Consider the following 17,458-nt stretch of genomic DNA (forward strand, 5'->3'; position numbering starts at 1 on the left):
TTCGACCATCTGAAAGGGGGCTTCCTTTTGAGGCGAATAGGATGTCTGTACCTATTGGTTATCTCTTTACTTATTAGTGGATGTGCACAAAACAACCCCAATATGGCAAGTGGAAAAAACACCGATTCGGAGAGCGGCTATCCAAACAGGCCCATTGAAATCATTGCCCCGTTTGCGGCGGGTGGCGCCTATGATTCCGTGGCACGCGTACTGGCTAAGGTGGTTCCGAAATACCTTCCTCAAGTACAGTCGGTTGTTGTCATCAATAAGCCAGGTGGCTCCAGCATTCTCGGAGTTGCAGAGATGCTTAAGGCGAAGCCGGATGGATATACCCTTGGCTTTGTTCCTTCATCTACTATTACCGTGGAACCCCATTATGGGAATGCCCCGTTTTCTCACGATAGTTTCCAGGCGATTATGAGAGTCCTTCAAGTGGATGGTTTCTTATATGTGAAAGCGGATTCACCCTGGACAACGTATGAAGAGTGGTTGGATTATGTAAAACAAAATCCAGACCAATTTTCTGTGTCTGCTGTCCCTGGGGCTATCAATCTATTAGAACGACTAAACCATGATGCAGAGATTAAGATGAAGGTCGTTCCCTATGACGGCTTTGCTCCTGCGATGTCAGCCTTATTAGGAGGCCATGTCCAAGGAACCATTGGGGTTCCATCCGGGGTTAAGGCTCAACTTGAGGCTGGCGAGATTCGACCGCTGTTTAGTTCATCCGGAAGAAAGACTGACGATATTCCTTTATTGAAGGAAAAGGGATGGAGTATCGAGGAGAACAGGATTACGGGGATTATTGCGCCTAAAGGACTACCAATGGATAAAGCCGCTATTCTCCATGATGCATTTAAAGCCGCGCTTGAAGATCCGGAAGTCGTTGAGCAATTAAACAAAGTAGGGATGAAGCCTTATTATGGAAGTGACGAGGAATTCCAAAGAGACTTAACTGAAAATTTCTACATCGATGGTGAGACACTTAGAAGGATTGGAAAAATTAAATAAATGATATTTTGGGGGAGGTAGTTTTTGGTGAGTGAAAAAAAAGCAACCTATCTAGCACTCGGTCTGCTCATTGTAGTAGGCATAGGCTATTTGATGAATGCTAGAAGTCTGTCTTCATCAGGAAACCAAGATGCGATTGGCCCAAGCTACTTTCCTATCCTATTGTCCGTCGCGCTTTTTCTCTTATGTGTAATTAGTTTGGTAAAAACGGTGTTGAGGAAGGAAGATAAGCGGATCACCATTCCGAATTTCAGACTCATCCTCGGTACGATAGTATTAACTGTTCTATTTGTCCTGGGATGGAGTACGTTTGGATTTTTCTACATTCCATTATTTATCTTCCTTTGGCTTTTACTTACGCTCTATCGCTTGTCGTTAGGCTTGAAGAGAAAAATAATGGCCGTGAATACGGGACTTGCCTTGGGGCTCACCCTATTTATTTACCTGGTTTTTGATGTCATGATGGCTGTAAGATTCTGAATAGGGGGTCTATGATGGAGGTCTTGAGTTTTGATTTTTCAACGCTGGCTTCGGCTGGATTCGCCATTCTATTGGGAACTTTTGTGGGCATGCTTGCTGGAGCCTTACCGGGTTTAGGAGCCATGGTAGCGATTGTTTTGCTGCTCCCCATCACCTATAATATGTCTGCTTTGAATTCCATTCTTTTGTTGTTGGCTACTTACCAAGCGGCTGAGTACGGGGGATCTATTTCTTCCATCACCTTGGGGATTCCCGGTACTCCAGCCGCTGCAGCTACAGTTATGGATGGATATCCCCTGGCGAAGCAAAAGTCTCCCGGAAAGGCACTGGGCTACTCGCTTGCCGCATCGACTATCGGAGGAGTGTTCGGCGCTCTTGTTCTGGTGTTTTTATCCGCTCCGATGGCCTCGTTTGCACTGAAGCTATCTGAACCAGAATTTTTTCTCATTGGGATTTTGGGACTGCTGGGGGTAGCTTCTTTAAGTTCGCATGACAAATGGAAGAGCGCGATTTCCGTGATTTTGGGTCTTATGGCAGGAACCATTGGCATGGACCAATTTACCGGCGCCTTACGGTTTACAGCAGGATCGCTGAGTCTGATGGATGGCCTTAGTATCATCGCTATGGTGACCGGTTTATTTGCCATTACCGAGATTCTCTCAATGGTCAACGGAAATTTAAACCAAAGCCATAGGGCCGATTCCCAAAAAATTAAGGTAAGCTTATCCGTACAGGAATTAAAAGAGGTTTCTAAACCAACGTTGATCGGATCGGTGATTGGAACGGTGATTGGGATATTCCCAGGACTTGGTCCGGGGGCAGCATCTTGGTTTTCCTACGCAACAGCAAAAAGATTTTCAAAAAGCCCAGAGACGTTCGGTAAAGGAAATCCTGAGGGCATTGCAGCGGCGGAAGCTTCTAATAACGCTTCCGTGGGCGGTTCCTTGCTCCCCCTTCTAACTTTAGGAATTCCCGGTTCTGCCGCGATCGCCGTGATTATGGGGGCCTTCATCATTCATGGGATTCAACCAGGGCCACAAGTTCTAGCCAAAGAACCTGTTTTGGTTTATGGCATTTTCGTTGGATTTTTCCTGACGACCGTTGCGATGTATCTAGTAGGAAGAATGCTAACTCCAGTATTTGGCCGTGTGTTATCGGTACCTGGTTCTGTCCTTGTTCCTGTAATACTGGTTTTATCCATTATTGGTGTGTACGCATCCAAGGGCTCTTATTTTGATATTTGGATCGCCTTAGGGATTGGGATCGTGGCGTATCTTCTAAAGAAGCTGGATTTTTCGATTCCTTCCTTTGTTCTTGCTTTCATTCTTTGCCCGCTGATCGAAACCAGTTTGCGACGCTCGCTGATCCTTTCGAGCGGGAGTTATTCCATATTTTTTACAAGACCATATTCTCTATTAATTCTCCTGATTATCGCTGCTTTAGTTGCAATGGCCATTATGAATGCAATTAAGCAGAATAAACAGAAAAATTTTCAAAATATGGAAAAGGGCGTGTAGTATGAAACTCCTCTGTGATAGAGGAGTTTTTTGTTTTGTCCTTTTGAAACATATGAAACGTTTTAGGTTTCATATGAGACATTAAGTCGATAGTGGATAAGAATAGGCTTGCTAGATGGTTGGAATTCCATATTTGGCATGAAATTTGCTTAGGTTATATATAACATCAGGTAAAGGAGGGTCACGATGCTGTTGCACGAATTGGTAAGTTTGACTAAAAACATAGCAAGCCTAAAGGAGAATATGCAACATTTAGCTTTATATAAGGGATTTACACATCCGGATGTTGTATCGAAAAGCCAAGAGCTCGATCGATTGATAGTTCGGTATCAAAAGCTAATCCTTGAACTAAATCAAAGAAAGATCAGCTGATAGAGAGGTCAATAGATATGGAGAACCTGGACATGAGAAAGAAAATGGTGATCATGTTAGCGGTCATGTCCGCTATGTTTTTTTCATCGATTAATATCACCATCATTGGAACTTCTCTGCCGAAAATTGTAGCAGCGATCGGTGGAATGGAGTATTTTAATTGGGCTTTTACCATCTTCATGCTTACCTCGAGTATCACCGCTAGTTTGGTGGGGAAACTATCCGACATTTACGGAAGAAAGATCTTCCTCTTAGCGGGAATTTGCATTTTTATGATTGGTTCCTTGCTGTGCGGGTTCTCAGGTACCATTGGCCAGCTCATTATGTTCAGAGGAATCCAAGGCTTTGGAGGGGGGATGATTATGTCCTCGGCTTTCACAACAATGGGAGATCTATTTGCCCCTCGTGAAAGAGCGCGATGGCAGGGAGTGATGGCGGGAATGCTAGGGGTCTCTAGTTTATTTGGGCCGACATTGGGAGGGTACGTAGTTGATCGGATGGATTGGTCGTGGGTATTCTGGATGTTTCTCCCGATTGGTGCGGTTGCTTTCTTCATGATATTCAAGCTTTATCCTCAAGTTAAACGTAAACCGAAAGAAAAAATCGATTATTTAGGGGCCTTTGTTTTATCGATAGCGATTCTTTCCATTCTATTAGGATTTAGCTGGGCGGGCACGGAGTACTCGTGGATCTCGGTTGAAATCATCGGGTTATTTTTTGTTTCTTTCGTGTCCCTCTCCCTATTAATCGTAATTGAAAAGAGAGCAGAAAGTCCTGTAATCCCCCTTTATTTATTTAAGCACCGTGTCGTCACCATATCGTGCATGGTTTTGCTGTTGTTTGGTATGGGCTTGTTTGGCCTAATTATGTATATTCCGTTTTATGTCCAAGGGGTGCTGGGCAAATCGGCCACGACTTCAGGGATCATGGAAATGATAATGACCGTCTCTATGGTATTATGCAGTGCTGCTGCAGGGCAATATATTACCCGTACAGGGAGGTATAAGGCCCTGGCGCTGGTTGGCTTTTCGCTGATGACTTTAGGTTTATTTATGATTTCTCAGTTGGCGTCTGACACGGAACTCTCTCTGTTGACCTACAGTTTAATTGTTTGTGGTATAGGGATAGGCTTTACCATGCCGGTTTTCACTTTGACGGTTCAAAATGCTGTGGAGCACAAGGATTTAGGGGTTGCTACCGCATGCGTCCAGATGTTTAGGCAAATGGGAGGGACAATTGGGGTTTCAGTCATGGGATTTATACTCACCTCTCGGATGGCAGAGAAGCTCTCACCCCCTTTGATTTCCCCCATGGAAGAAAATCCCTTGGAAGTTGAGTTGAATCCGCAGCACCTTATGAACGCAGAAGCGATGGAGGATATAAAAAGCCAGCTCTCTCCAGAAATGCTGACGAGTTTTGAACAGTTTATTAGCCTATCTAGGGATGCTCTCGATTATGCCCTTACCGAGGTGTTTTTGTTTGCAACGATCGTGGTGGCTTTAGCATTTCTGGCTACTACGTTCTTAAAAGAGCTTCCGCTTCGAACCTCAAATGAGGAACAGCAATCAGCAGCGGTGGGAAATGAGCAAAGTTTGTAATGAAGGAGGTTATTCCTTGAGCAGCAAACGAGAGGCTTTAATTGAAAGAATTGAGACACATCTTCGACGTACGGCTAGGCATCTTGTCAAATTTGATACGCTGGAAGAAACCTTAAATTATTTGCTAGACTCCTTTTGGATGGAGTTTACTTGCGACTTTGTTGCTATCATTCTAAAGGATAATCAGGTATTGATACCTAAAGCGTGGAAGGGTGGAACCAAACAGTTTGAGACGGCTTTTCCGATGCGACTGGATCGATGCTCTTCTAATCTTGGAGAGACAGGGTGGGACACTGAGCGGATCGAGGCAGACAATCCTTGCGAGTTCCATAAACTCATGAAGCGGGAGAAATTAACGACATGGTTTGCGGTTCCTGTCAAGGATGATGAGGAAAGTCTAGGATTCTGTGTGATAGGATTTCAGCAGTTCGTTCCAATGATTACGGAAACGGAACGGATTTTTCTAGAGTTTGGCAAAGACGTTGCCGTTGCTATTCGACTAGCTCAAGACAAAGAAGTGGGCCAAAAGAAAATGAAGGGAATTAAGTGGTTCAACGAGAACATCTTTCCGGGCACACCGATTGAACAGCTGGTAGAGAAAATAGTCGAACAAGCGAGTGGAGGAACACGCGCCCAATTCTCCTGCATCTACCTGTATGATGAAGTGGCCAATGAGTTTTATTTTCAACCGCCATCTGTGGGATGGATGAAACGGCCCGAAAGAATAAAAGTTAAAAAAAATAAAGAACTGAAGGACTACTTTCCTTATCTTGAAGCTGCGGGACAGGATCAGCTCTCGGTTCCATTGGTTGTTAATTTAAGAACGATTGGTGTCTTGCATGTTGCAGAAAAACAGGAGGGAAGCTTTACTGAGGAAGATCTTGAGCTTTTGGACTTCCTATCTACTCATGCCTCCGCGCTCCTGGAGAATGCCCGCTTGTACCAAGCGGAAATTGACTTGAAACAGCGATTGCAGACCTTCATGGGCCATCAGCAGAGACTCGTTAAACAAACCGTTGAAGGGGAAAATCTCGATGTCATTACGCAAACCATCAGTACGCTTTTTTCCCGGCCCGTGATCCTGTTTGACCGCTTTTTGCGACCTATTTCTTCCCTTGGCGAGGGGAAGGGTGTAGGTGCTTTTCAAGAAATTATAAGTGGGATTCAAGAACAAAAGGAGCAAATCAAAAAGGGCGAACTTTGGCTGGAATGCTTAGATCAGAATAACCCGGATATTGGGATCTGGCCTGTCATCGGCAGTGGTGACTTATTAGGCTATCTTACAATAGTAATCCGTAAGGAAGATGTTGATGATGTTCTACGCTTGACGATTGAGCATGCTTTGAATGTGTACGCGATCCAATTTATCAAGCAAAAATTGGTAATGGATACGAGGGAACAAGTCAAGGATGGGTTTATTGGGAAGCTGTTCGAGGAAAAAATAGAGGATCAGGACAAAATCATAGAATATGCGAATCTATTTAATTGGAACTTGTTTCAGCCCCATCGGATTGGAGTGTTGACGATTCAATTGGCTGAGCAGGAAAATCATTCTGATTTGCTTGATCGTGAAGCCCAAAAATCATGGGTTTGGGAACAGATGAAGGATCAGTTGTCTTTGGCTGAAAAAGATATCATGCTTTCTAAAAAAGGAGACGAATTTATCCTGATTGTACCTTCAGTCAAAGAACAGGACGATGTCCATTCGTTCTGGGAAAAGCTTTATCTTCGCCTAAATAAGCTAGCCGCGATGGAGAATCCGAAGAGTAGGGTATCATTAGGAGTGGGAGGGAAAGCCGAGAGAATAACAGATTACTATTATTGCTATAAACAAGCCGTGCAGGCTCATAATGTGGTTTCTCTTCGTTTCCGCGAGAAGGGGTTCGCCCTATTCGAAGAATCCGGGGCTTACACCTTATTGAACAATCTGAAGGACCCTTCCGTGGCCACCCTATTTATTAATAAATACTTGACGCCTTTATTGAATTATACGGAGGGAAAAGGGGCTGATCTCTTTAATACGTTGCGAATGTATCTTGATAAAAACGGAAATCTAAAAGATACCATGGATGCCCTTTATATTCATCGGAGTACCTTAAGATACCGAATTGAGAGGATAAGAGAGGTCTTGGAGCTTGACCTGGAGAATGCAGAGAACCGTTTGAATCTGATGATTGCCTATAAGCTCTATGATTTATATTATACCAAGTAAAGTATGAGGGTGACCCAAGGGTCACTCTTTTGAGTTTTGAACCCGTTTTTGTTCTTTATTGGTCAATTGTGGTCCAATCTAGTCGTTTCTTTTCGTGCATTATGTACCTATAAGGAGCTTGTTAGCTTCTATATAATCAAGATATAAATCATTGATCTGGAGGTGAATGGAAGAATGAATTTTACTCTATCAGAAGAACAACAAGCCGTAAAGGCGCTAGCGAAGGAATTCATTAACGAAGAAATTATCCCAGTAGCAAGGAAGTATGACGAAGCGGAACAATTCCCGATCGAAATCATGCAAAAGCTTCGCGAATGCGGTCTGTATAATCTAGCGATACCGGAAGCGTACGGCGGACCAGGGATTGACAAGGTCTCCCATGCTTTAATCGTTGAAGAGATGGCCAGAGGCTGCGCCGGCATTGCCACTTCAGCAGAAGCCAACTCCTTAGCTTCCTATCCGATTCAAGTCGGAGGGGACGAAGCATTAAAAAAAAGGTTCTTAACCCGATTGACGGTAGAAGGCGAACATGCTTCTTTTGCTCTAACTGAGCCGGGCGCAGGAAGCGATGTTTCCGGAATGTCCACCACGGTTGAGAGGGTAGGCGATGAGTATATCCTCAACGGGGATAAATGCTTTATCACGAATGCCAGCTACGCCAATTTTTACGTCGTCTTGGCAAAGCAAAAAGGTTTAGGGGATTCCAAAAGTTTTACCGCATTGGTGGTAGAACGAGAGTCTCAAGGGGTCATTGTAGGCGAGAAAGAAAAGAAAATGGGGCTGCGCGCTTCCGACACGTCCTCTATTAGCTTCCAAGAAGTAAGAGTTCCAGTTGCTAATCGGATCGGAAAGGAAGGGGATGGGTTTAAAATCTTTATGAAGGCACTGGCCCATGCCCGTCCTATGGTTGGCGCTCAGTCCGTTGGAATTGCCCAAGGTGCTTATGAAGCGGCCGTTGCCTATGCAAAAGAGCGGAAGCAATTCGGCAAGCCAATTTCCAATTTTCAAGCGGTTCAGTTTATGTTAGCAGATATGGCCATGAATATCGAAGCGGCTCGCTTGCTAGTCCATAAGGCCGTCTATCTTCTGCAAGAAGGGCGTCCCTCTCCAACCCATGCGGCTTTTGCCAAGTGCTTTGCCGCAGATACAGCCATGAAGGTGGCTACGGATGCTGTACAGATTTTTGGAGGCTATGGCTATATTCGGGAATATCCGGTTGAAAAGTATTTCCGTGATGCCAAGATCATGCAAATTTACGAAGGAACCAATCAAATCCAGCGAGTCGTTATCGCCAAGGAAATATTATCTTAAATCAACGAATGGAGGAAATAAACATGAGTATTCAAACGGTAGGGGTCGTAGGATCAGGAACGATGGGAGGAGCCATCGCTCATCTGGCAGCTTTATCCGGATTGCAAGTCATTCTATGCGATGTAGAGGAAATGTTCTTACAAAAAGCAGTCCAGCGCATGGAAGGGCTGATGGACAAAAGCATTGCCAAAGGCAAGATGACGGAAGAACAGAAAGCCGATGTGCTGGAGAGAGTGACGTGTACGACCCATTTAGCAGAAATGAAAAAGGCAAGCATTGTCATCGAGGCGATCATTGAAAACCTGGAAGCGAAAAAGCAAGTCTTTGCCCAACTCGATGAGATCATGCCGGAAGAGGCCATCCTCGCGACTAACACCTCCTCGATGTCGATTACGGTGATTGCAGAAGCGACCAAGAGACAAGATCGGATAGCCGGGATGCACTTCTTTAATCCGCCCCAAGTGATGAAGCTAGTGGAGGTCGTCCGCGGTTATAAGACGAGTGATGACACGGTGCAAAAGCTTATGGAGTTGGCCAGACAAATGGGCAAAGAGCCTATCGAAGTGAAAAAAGATACCCCAGGATTTATTGTCAACCGAATTATGATTCCCCAATTCATTGAGGCCATCCGTTTGGTGGAAGAGGGCGTGGCTTCCGTGGAGGATGTGGATAAGGCCGTTAAGCTTGGACTGAACTATCCCATGGGACCTTTTGAATTACAAGACTTTGGCGGGGTTGAAGTAGGACTGTTCGTAATGGATTACTTCTACGATGAGTATAAGGATGATCGATTTGCAGCGCCCCTATTGATTCGTCAGCTGGTTAGAGCAGGCAGATTGGGAAGAAAGACAGGAGCTGGATTCTATGACTACAACAAATAGAAAGGAAGATCAACTTATGCCATTGGAACTATTGGAATGTATGATTGAAGATAAGATCGCGATTGTTTCGCTGAACCGACCTCCGTATAATCCCTTAAATTGGCAGCTGTTTGAAGAACTATCGCAGCTCATGGATGGACTTGAACAGGATCGCCAGGTTAGAGCCATTATTCTCACAGGGAAAGGAGACCGAGCCTTTGCCGCTGGGGCGGATATTAAGGATATGATGGATTTGACTCCCTTGCAGATCTTAGAAAAAAATGAAATGTGCCGAGCCACCTTTGCTAAAATGGAACGTCTCTCTAAACCGATCATTGCGGCTGTGAATGGATTGGCATTAGGCGGCGGAGCTGAATTAGCCTTAGCCTGTGACTTGCGAATTTGTTCTGAAAATTCTAAATTTGGTTTTCCGGAAATTAATCTTGGCATTATTCCCGGTGCAGGGGGTACCCAGCGCTTCCAGCGATTAGTCGGGCAAACCTTGGCTAAAGAGCTGCTTTTTTTCGGAGAAATGATTGATGCGGCTCGAGCGGAGCAAATTGGTTTAGTGAATAGAGTGGTGCCATTAACCGAGTTGTTGGAATTTGCGAAACAGTGGGCAGCAAAACTAGCGGATAAACCGGTCATGGCCATGAGGATGATGAAGATCGCGGTGAACACGGGAGCGAAGGTAGATTTGGATTCAGCCCTTGATGTGGAAGCGGTTTGCTTTGGGAATGCGTTCGCAAGCGAAGACCGTAAAGAAGGAATGTTGTCCTTCGTGGAAAAACGAAAGCCAAATTTTGTTGGAGCCTAAGGGGGAGTAAAGATGGGAAAAAGTGAAGTCGTTTTGATCGATGGGGCGCGTACCGCTTTTGCCGAATTCGGCGGATCGTTTCGTGATGTTTCAGCTATCGAACTCGGTGTTGTCAGTGCGAGAGAAGCCATGAAGCGTGCTCAGGTGGATCCGGAAGAGGTCGATCAGGTCGTGATGGGAAATGTTATCCAATCCAGCCCGGATGCTGTATTTGTGGGAAGACATATTGGTTTAAAGGCAGGAATTCCCAAACATGTACCGGGCCTTACGGTAAACCGGTTATGCGGTTCCGGATTGCAAGCCATCGTCTCGGCAGCGCAATCGATTCTCGTGGGGGATTCTCAATTGGCTCTAGCGGGCGGAACGGAAAATATGAGTCAAATCCCGCATGTGATTCGCGGGGCAAGATGGGGCATCCCGCTGGGCCAGGCTCCGATGGCTGACTATTTGTGGGAAGCGTTATATGATCCTTATGGCGATTGCACGATGGCGATAACCGCCGAAAATATTGGAGAAAAGTATGGAATTACGAAAGAAATGGCCGATGCCTATGCGGCAAAAAGCCATGAAAAAGCTTTAGCGGCCATCGAAAAGGGGTATTTTGCGGAAGAAATTGCCCCAGTGACCATCAAAAAGAAAAAAGGCGAGATCACGATTGATCGGGATGAACATCCGCGTCAAACTACAGTGGAATCGTTATCGAAGCTGCCGGCGCGGTTTAGGAAAGACGGGATCGTGACAGCTGGAAATGCAAGTGGGATCAACGATGGCGCAGCAGCCGTTGTCCTGGCTTCAGCGGACTATGCGCAAAGAAGGAACCTGAAGCCATTGGCGCGTCTGGTTTCCTGGGGAATAACCGGGGTGGAGCCTACATTGATGGGCATCGGACCGGTATCTGCTATCCAGCAGGCCTTGTCAAAAGCGGATATGTCGGTCCACGACCTGGATCTAATCGAAATTAATGAAGCCTTTGCGGCCCAGTACCTGGGATGTCAGAAATTATTAGATTTTGATCCGGAGATAGGCAATGTCAATGGAGGCGCCGTTGCCTTGGGCCATCCGCTAGGTGCAAGTGGCGCAAGAATTTCCCTTTCTCTGATTTATGAGCTGCGTCGAAGAGGCAAGAAGTATGGGGCATCGTCTCTTTGCATCGGAGGCGGACAAGGGATTGCAGCGGTTTGGGAGCTGCTCTAAACATGAGGCAAAACGAATTTCAGCTTGTAGTTAATTTTGGGGACACGGACATGGCCGGTATTGTATACTATCCCAACTATTTCAAATGGTTTGATATCGCGAGTCATCAGCTGTTTCGGACGATGGGGCTGCCCATGGCGCAGCTTGATGAGCATGAACAGATCATTCTTCCACTGATCGATGTACGGTGTTCGTTTGAAAAGCCATTGAAATATGACGATATCATCACGATTAAGACGGTTGTGGCAGAAATAAAGACCAAGACGATTCGATTTGAACACGAAGTTTATCGTGGTGAGACTAGGACAGGCCATGGTTATGAGATACGAGGCTGGGTGAAGCGATTTGAGCATGGAATCCAAGCCGTGCCGATTCCGGATGGAGTCAGAGAACTGCTGATGTCAGATAGACCTGTGGAGACACAGAAAAATCCATGGCTAAGTGCATAAATATGCAGGGAGGGAAGTGACGGATGAATATCCTCGTTTTATTAAAACAAACCTTTGATACCGAAGAAAAAATTGTGGTACAAAATGGACAGATCAGTGAGGATGGAGTGGAGTTCATCATTAATCCTTATGACGAGTATGCCATCGAAGAAGCAGTGAAATGGAAAGAGGAGATAGGCGGGGAAGTGACCGTCTTGACGGTGGGACCTGCACGTTCAGAGAGTGCCCTGCGAACCGCGCTGGCGATGGGGGCAGACAAGGCTGTTCTTATCGAACAAGATGGAAAGGAAGCAGATGAATACGTGGTTGCGAAATGGATTGCCGCAGCGATCAAAGGACGAGCGTTCGATCTTATACTAGGCGGCAATATGGCCGTGGATTCGGGGTCCGGCCAAGTGGCGATTCGCGTAGCAGAGGAGTTAGGCATTCCTCACGTTTCTACTATTACAAGGCTATCAATCCGAGATCGGATGGCTACGATCGAACGGGATGTGGAAGGAGATGTGGAAGTAGTAGAAGTAGCTTTGCCCTTCCTGGCAACGGCTCAACAAGGGTTGAATGAACCGCGTTACCCCTCACTTCCTGGCATCATGAAAGCAAAGAAGAAGCCCATGGAAAGGCTAGCGGTCGAGGACCTTGGTCTCGCACAAGATGAGGGAAAGATGCGTACAGCGGTGATTGAGCAGTACCTGCCGCCCAAAAAACAGGCAGGACGCGTACTGCAAGGTGAAGTGAAACAACAGGTCAGCGAATTAGTCCAATTACTGCGCTCCGACGCAAAGGTCATCTAAGGAGGGATCGAAGATGGGTAAAAAAGTTCTCGTATTAACCGAAGTGAAAGAGGGAAAGCTTCGTCAAATTTCATTAGAAGCCTTATCGGTAGCACAGCAAGTAGCAGACGGGGGAGAAATATGGGCCCTGCTGTTTGGCGCAGATCCTAATGCCTATGTAGAAGAGCTCTCGCAATATGGTGCCCACAAATTGTATTCCAGCTGTGAGGAAAGCTTAGCGGCCTATACAAGTGATGCTTATACTCAAGCTTTCGTTCAACTGATTGGGCAAGTGGACCCCGATGTGATTCTTCTCGGACATACCGCGATGGGAAAAGACTTGGCTCCTCGAGTGGCTGCCCGTTTGGGCGCAGGGCTCGTTACGGATTGTACCGGAGTAGAGTTAGTAGATGGAAGCCTTGTTTTCACCCGCCCAATCTATGCCGGGAAGGCGTTCCAAAAGAAAACCTTCCGCGAGGGAAAAATCTTCGCTACGCTTCGTCCCAATAACTTCAAAACGGTTCAATCTCCTGTTTCGACTGAAGTCATTCCTTTCCAGCCTGCCATGAAGGAACTGCGGACAGTGATTAAAGAGGTCGTGCGAAAGACCGCTGGGGGAGTGGATTTAAGTGAGGCGAAAGTGGTCGTTTCCGGCGGACGCGGGGTGAAAAGTGCGGAAGGGTTTAAAACCTTAGAGGCGTTAGCCGAAGTGTTAGATGGAGCAGTAGGGGCCTCCCGTGGAGCTTGTGATGCGGAATATTGCGATTACTCAATGCAAATAGGCCAAACAGGAAAGGTGGTTACGCCTGACCTCTACATTGCTTGTGGGATTTCCGGTGCCATTCAGCACTTGGCAGGCATGTCGAATTCCAAGGTGATCGTGGCCATCAATAAAGATCCAGAAGCCCCCATTTTCCAAGTAGCAGACTACGGAATCGTGGGAGACTTGTTTGAGGTCGTGCCTTTATTGACGGAAGAATTTAAAAAGGTTTTAAATGGGGCTGCGGTTTAAATCTAGACTTGCCCCCTTTTTTTTCCTTTTACAAGTAAAAAGGAGGTCATCAAAATGTTAGCTTGGTTAAACTTAGTAGCCTTCCTGGCCCTCACCGGTTATGCTGTCTATTTGTTTATTCAATTGGTATACAGCCGATATTTGTTTGTGAAGCTAGGCAAGAAAGCGGCTTTTGAACCGAACTTGAAAGAACGGATCCATGCCGTGTTAGTGAATGGGTTGGGACAGCGGAAATTGTTTAAAGACAAGAAAAGCGGTTATATGCACTTGGTGTTGTTTTATGGCTTTTTTATCATTCAGATCGGACTTATCGAACTCATTATCAAAGGATTTATTAAAGGGTATGAATTCCCGCTCGGAGAAGCACATCAATATTTCAGTCAGCTACAAGAGTGGACGACCTTCCTTATGCTATGCGCGGTGGTTTATGGTTTTTACAGGCGCTATGGCGAAAAGTTAAAGCGGCTGCAGTGGAAGCGGGATGGCAAAGCTGCCTTTGTTTATATCGCTCTGACTACGCTAACACTCTCCATTCTGCTTTCGCTGGGTTTCGAAACGGTGATGCTCGGCCACCATCCCGAATTCGTTTATGCTCCGTTCTCAGGAGGAATTGCGCTGGTGTTTTCCGGCATCGGAACGACAGCAGCCACTGTGCTGTTCTATGTATTCTGGTGGGTGCACATGTTGAGCGTATTTGCCTTCCTGGTATTCGTCCCCCAGTCGAAGCAGGCGCATGAGCTGTTCGCTTTATTTAATATCTTTTTCAAAAAAGTTGGACCCGTAGGGAAATTAAACAAAATTGACTTTGAAGATGAAGAAGTAGAGGAATACGGCGTAGGAAAAATCGAGAATTTTTCTCAGATGCAATTGATTGATTTGTACGCATGTGCGGAGTGTGGGCGATGTACGAATATGTGTCCTGCTTCCGGAACGGGAAAGACTTTGTCTCCAATGGATCTCATCCTGAAGATGAGGGATCATTTGACTGAGAAAGGAGCGGCCGTTACCTCCCGTAATCCATGGATGCCCGGAGTTGTTTTTGGCTCTTCTACATCGTCTCCTTCCGTAGCAATGGGATCGGCAGCTCAGGAAATAGCAGCGACGGTTGAAACGCCTCAGTTGATTGGTGATGTCATCACCGAAGAGGAGTTATGGGCTTGTACGACATGCCGAAATTGTGAAGATCAATGTCCGGTGGCCAATGAGCATGTGGACAAAATCATTGATATGAGGCGTTATTTAGTCATGACGGAAGGCAACATGCCGCACGAAGCTGCACGCTACTTCCAAAATATTGAACGACAAAGCAACCCTTGGGGGATGAACCGCAAGGAACGGGTCAAATGGAGAGAAGGACGAGAGGATATCCATGTGCCGCTGGTGTCGGAAGTGGAAGACTTCGAATATCTCTTCTTTGTCGGATCGATGGGATCCTTCGATAACCGCAGTCAGAAGGTAGCACAATCCTTCGCCAAAATTTTAAATCTCGCCGGTGTAAAGTTTGCCATCCTCGGCAATGAGGAACGTAATTCGGGAGATACCGCTCGTCGGATGGGAAATGAGTTTTTGTTCCAACAGCTGGCGCAAGAAAACATAGCTAATTTTGAAGCTTATGGTGTAAAAAAGATCGTGACCATATGTCCCCATACGTATAATACGTTTAAGCATGAGTACCCTGAATTCGGCTTGGAAGCGGAAGTCTATCACCATACAGAAGTGATCTGGCAGCTTATTCAGGAAGGAAAAATCGAGCCGACGATGGAGGTGGAGGAGAGCATTGCCTACCATGATTCATGCTATCTGGGACGTTACAATAATATCTTTGATATTCCGCGTGACATTATGAAATCGATTCCTGGAGTGAAGGTTCTCGAAATGGAGCGAAATCGGGAGGACGCGATGTGCTGCGGAGCGGGCGGCGGCATGATGTGGATGGAGGAAACGCAAGGCAAGCGGGTAAATATCGAGCGAACCGAACAAGCGCTTCGCTTGAATCCGACAACTATTGGAAGCAATTGCCCCTACTGCTTGATGATGATGAATGATGGGACGAAGGCCATGGAAGTGGAAGGAGAAGTGAAAACCTTGGATATTGCAGAGATTGTGGAGCGGTCTTTGGTTTTGAGAGGCGCAGCTCGCTAGAATGCTGCCACTCCATTCCCTTAGTATAGAGGATTCGCTTAATTAACCTAGCCGAATCCTCTTTTTTATTTGGTCTTCTCTAGACTCATCTGGTTGCGGATATATGCGGTAAGCAACAACGCAGCTGGGATAAGAACAAAAAAGGTTGGCATCATAAAAAAGACTTTGGCAAAAAATCGACTCATTTCCGAAACGTTCGGAAACACCCAAACAGCCATGACCGTAACCAAAAAGGCCATTGGCAGCGAAAGTACCTGGTAATTCGAAAGTTCCAACCATTGAGCCGTACACAGCGTAACTACGTAAAGCATAAGTCCTAACTTAATGAAAGAACCGCCGATCCAAATCGCCATGACCACGGCCTCTAGGTTTTCAAAAAATTCCGCATAGCCAATATAGCGGGAAGCGCTCATAACGGGGTATAAGAAGTTTCCTGTAATGCTTCCGAACAGGAGAAGGCTGGCCAAATTGGTAATGACAAGTGTTCCCATTACAGCTAGTACTGAATAGAGGCCCCATTGAAGGCCTTTTTTTTGATTGTTCACATAGGGCAGCAAAAAAGGAAGAAAAAAGAATAAAGCATAATATGACTGAGTCACCAGAGCTCCCTTAAGCGAAGGTATTATTCCATTCTCCATTACCGGGAATATATTTTTTACATTCAATTCGGGAATAAGGAGTACCACCAACGTTACCCATAGGAGTATTAGAATGGGGACGAACATATCGGATAGTCTACCTATTACTTCAATTCCCCCGCGAATGGCTATTGCACAAGCAAAGAGCATGGTTCCCATTATGATCAGAATGGGTGTCTGATTAAGGAAGGCTCCGACAACCAATTCGGAATACTGCCGAAGCGCAATCCCCGTGATAAAAAGATAGTAAAAGCAATAAACCAAACCGAGCAATTTACCTGGTATTTTCCCTAGTATGAGCTCTGCATATTCGTTCAGGGTCTTTTTAGGGTACAGCTGATGCAACTTCCAAGCCAGTAATACGGCCAAAAATCCGATGAGGGAAGCCCAAATGGGTGAAAGCCATAAATCCCATTCCGCATATTGAAACGAAATGCCAGGGGTCAAAAGAATGGCTGTTGCTGTAGAGTTGGTATAGAGCAATAATGCCATCTGAATAGGGGATATTCGGCCTTTCTCCATTTTGGGACTCCTCCTTCGTCTAGAATGCTATTGTATACACTCTTCATAAATGGAGCGGAGAAACTCGAGAATCTGCTCAAGGTTAAACAGGAAAGGAGTACCATTTCCGCTTTTTGACAGTGAGTTTTCCCTTAAGTTGATATTCATATTCTAGTTTCTTATCATGCGAGTACTGTGACGTGAAGGGCTGAATTACGCGGTAGTAAAAATGACAGAAATAAAATAAACCTCAAGGTGAGGGCTGTCTCCTTGAGGCTCTTTTGTTGTTGAGGAAATGATATGATAGATGGTTCTGTGGTTAAGTCAAGGAACCGTGCCTAATTCGGACAGGAGAGGGTGATGGTTAAGTATTCGAATGGATGCTTACGGGCATCATCATCGTTGCTGTAGTTGCGGAAGGTACCATGCTTAGGACCTATCAGATTCGGAAAAGGCAGCCCAGAAGGGCTGCAGCTTGTTTGTGCTGATTCTCGGAGTGTTCAAAAAATCATGACGTATGGTTTCTGTAATTCCTTTCATTAAATTAAATTCACTTACTGTACTAAACAGCTGG

Annotated in this window: 15 protein-coding genes; 14 read left to right on the forward strand and 1 reads right to left on the reverse strand. The window is 45.7% G+C overall.

The features are described from left to right. Positions 1 to 102: 102 nt before the first annotated feature. From EIZ58_RS11410 to EIZ58_RS11475, 14 genes are all read left to right on the forward strand, one after another. Positions 103 to 1,011 (forward strand): tripartite tricarboxylate transporter substrate binding protein, encoded by a 909-nt coding sequence (locus EIZ58_RS11410; RefSeq protein ID WP_167577621.1) that lies wholly within the window; start codon positions 103 to 105, stop codon positions 1,009 to 1,011. Positions 1,012 to 1,038: 27 nt separating this feature from the next. After that, positions 1,039 to 1,491 carry a tripartite tricarboxylate transporter TctB family protein gene (locus tag EIZ58_RS11415; RefSeq protein WP_134700912.1) on the forward strand — a complete coding sequence of 151 codons (453 nt, stop codon included), beginning with the start codon at positions 1,039 to 1,041 and terminating at the stop codon, positions 1,489 to 1,491. Positions 1,492 to 1,505: 14 nt separating this feature from the next. Then, positions 1,506 to 3,008, forward strand: coding sequence for a tripartite tricarboxylate transporter permease (locus EIZ58_RS11420; RefSeq protein WP_167577622.1), 1,503 nt, complete (start codon positions 1,506 to 1,508; stop codon positions 3,006 to 3,008). A 186-nt stretch (positions 3,009 to 3,194) separates the two neighbouring features. Further along, a complete protein-coding gene (locus EIZ58_RS11425) occupies positions 3,195 to 3,380 on the forward strand; it encodes an aspartyl-phosphate phosphatase Spo0E family protein (RefSeq protein ID WP_134700914.1) in 186 nt (61 codons plus the stop codon). Between the two features lie 17 nt (positions 3,381 to 3,397). Then, positions 3,398 to 4,978, forward strand: a complete 1,581-nt coding sequence (locus EIZ58_RS11430) for an MDR family MFS transporter (protein WP_134700915.1) — start codon at positions 3,398 to 3,400, stop codon at positions 4,976 to 4,978. A 16-nt stretch (positions 4,979 to 4,994) separates the two neighbouring features. Further along, the gene (locus tag EIZ58_RS11435) at positions 4,995 to 7,190 is read left to right on the forward strand and encodes a helix-turn-helix domain-containing protein (protein WP_240689017.1); all 2,196 of its coding nucleotides are present in this window, start codon (positions 4,995 to 4,997) and stop codon (positions 7,188 to 7,190) included. A gap of 174 nt (positions 7,191 to 7,364) precedes the next feature. Beyond that, positions 7,365 to 8,501: an acyl-CoA dehydrogenase family protein gene (locus EIZ58_RS11440; protein WP_134700917.1), complete on the forward strand. Its 1,137-nt coding sequence runs from the start codon at positions 7,365 to 7,367 to the stop codon at positions 8,499 to 8,501. Positions 8,502 to 8,524: 23 nt separating this feature from the next. Continuing rightward, positions 8,525 to 9,382: a 3-hydroxyacyl-CoA dehydrogenase family protein gene (locus EIZ58_RS11445; RefSeq protein WP_134700918.1), complete on the forward strand. Its 858-nt coding sequence runs from the start codon at positions 8,525 to 8,527 to the stop codon at positions 9,380 to 9,382. A 16-nt stretch (positions 9,383 to 9,398) separates the two neighbouring features. Beyond that, positions 9,399 to 10,178: an enoyl-CoA hydratase/isomerase family protein gene (locus EIZ58_RS11450; RefSeq protein ID WP_134700983.1), complete on the forward strand. Its 780-nt coding sequence runs from the start codon at positions 9,399 to 9,401 to the stop codon at positions 10,176 to 10,178. A gap of 12 nt (positions 10,179 to 10,190) precedes the next feature. Beyond that, positions 10,191 to 11,372: an acetyl-CoA C-acetyltransferase gene (locus tag EIZ58_RS11455; RefSeq protein WP_134700919.1), complete on the forward strand. Its 1,182-nt coding sequence runs from the start codon at positions 10,191 to 10,193 to the stop codon at positions 11,370 to 11,372. A gap of 2 nt (positions 11,373 to 11,374) precedes the next feature. Then, complete coding sequence (locus EIZ58_RS11460; RefSeq protein ID WP_134700920.1) at positions 11,375 to 11,821, forward strand: acyl-CoA thioesterase; 447 nt, start codon at positions 11,375 to 11,377, stop codon at positions 11,819 to 11,821. 23 nt (positions 11,822 to 11,844) lie between these two features. After that, positions 11,845 to 12,612 (forward strand): electron transfer flavoprotein subunit beta/FixA family protein, encoded by a 768-nt coding sequence (locus tag EIZ58_RS11465; RefSeq protein WP_134700921.1) that lies wholly within the window; start codon positions 11,845 to 11,847, stop codon positions 12,610 to 12,612. Positions 12,613 to 12,625: 13 nt separating this feature from the next. After that, complete coding sequence (locus tag EIZ58_RS11470) at positions 12,626 to 13,603, forward strand: electron transfer flavoprotein subunit alpha/FixB family protein (protein WP_134700922.1); 978 nt, start codon at positions 12,626 to 12,628, stop codon at positions 13,601 to 13,603. Positions 13,604 to 13,657: 54 nt separating this feature from the next. Then, the gene (locus EIZ58_RS11475) at positions 13,658 to 15,745 is read left to right on the forward strand and encodes a (Fe-S)-binding protein (protein WP_134700923.1); all 2,088 of its coding nucleotides are present in this window, start codon (positions 13,658 to 13,660) and stop codon (positions 15,743 to 15,745) included. A 65-nt stretch (positions 15,746 to 15,810) separates the two neighbouring features. Here EIZ58_RS11475 and EIZ58_RS11480 read toward each other — a convergent pair whose 3' ends face one another. Further along, entirely contained in the window at positions 15,811 to 16,905 is a 1,095-nt protein-coding gene (locus EIZ58_RS11480) for a GerAB/ArcD/ProY family transporter (RefSeq protein ID WP_134700924.1), read from the reverse strand. Positions 16,906 to 17,458: the final 553 nt, after the last annotated feature.

Origin of the sequence: Ammoniphilus sp. YIM 78166 (assembly GCF_004522215.1) — a bacterium.
In the GTDB taxonomy this organism is placed as follows: domain Bacteria; phylum Bacillota; class Bacilli; order Aneurinibacillales; family RAOX-1; genus YIM-78166.

Coding starts and splice junctions, on each gene's coding strand:
- EIZ58_RS11420 (WP_167577622.1), top strand. CDS start 1,506: ATGGAGGTCTTGAGTTTTGATTTTTCAACGCTGGCTTCGGCTGGATTC.
- EIZ58_RS11465 (WP_134700921.1), top strand. CDS start 11,845: ATGAATATCCTCGTTTTATTAAAACAAACCTTTGATACCGAAGAAAAA.
- EIZ58_RS11425 (WP_134700914.1), top strand. CDS start 3,195: ATGCTGTTGCACGAATTGGTAAGTTTGACTAAAAACATAGCAAGCCTA.
- EIZ58_RS11470 (WP_134700922.1), top strand. CDS start 12,626: ATGGGTAAAAAAGTTCTCGTATTAACCGAAGTGAAAGAGGGAAAGCTT.
- EIZ58_RS11475 (WP_134700923.1), top strand. CDS start 13,658: ATGTTAGCTTGGTTAAACTTAGTAGCCTTCCTGGCCCTCACCGGTTAT.
- EIZ58_RS11410 (WP_167577621.1), top strand. CDS start 103: ATGGCAAGTGGAAAAAACACCGATTCGGAGAGCGGCTATCCAAACAGG.
- EIZ58_RS11450 (WP_134700983.1), top strand. CDS start 9,399: ATGCCATTGGAACTATTGGAATGTATGATTGAAGATAAGATCGCGATT.
- EIZ58_RS11455 (WP_134700919.1), top strand. CDS start 10,191: ATGGGAAAAAGTGAAGTCGTTTTGATCGATGGGGCGCGTACCGCTTTT.
- EIZ58_RS11480 (WP_134700924.1), bottom strand. CDS start 16,905: ATGGAGAAAGGCCGAATATCCCCTATTCAGATGGCATTATTGCTCTAT.
- EIZ58_RS11440 (WP_134700917.1), top strand. CDS start 7,365: ATGAATTTTACTCTATCAGAAGAACAACAAGCCGTAAAGGCGCTAGCG.
- EIZ58_RS11430 (WP_134700915.1), top strand. CDS start 3,398: ATGGAGAACCTGGACATGAGAAAGAAAATGGTGATCATGTTAGCGGTC.
- EIZ58_RS11460 (WP_134700920.1), top strand. CDS start 11,375: ATGAGGCAAAACGAATTTCAGCTTGTAGTTAATTTTGGGGACACGGAC.
- EIZ58_RS11445 (WP_134700918.1), top strand. CDS start 8,525: ATGAGTATTCAAACGGTAGGGGTCGTAGGATCAGGAACGATGGGAGGA.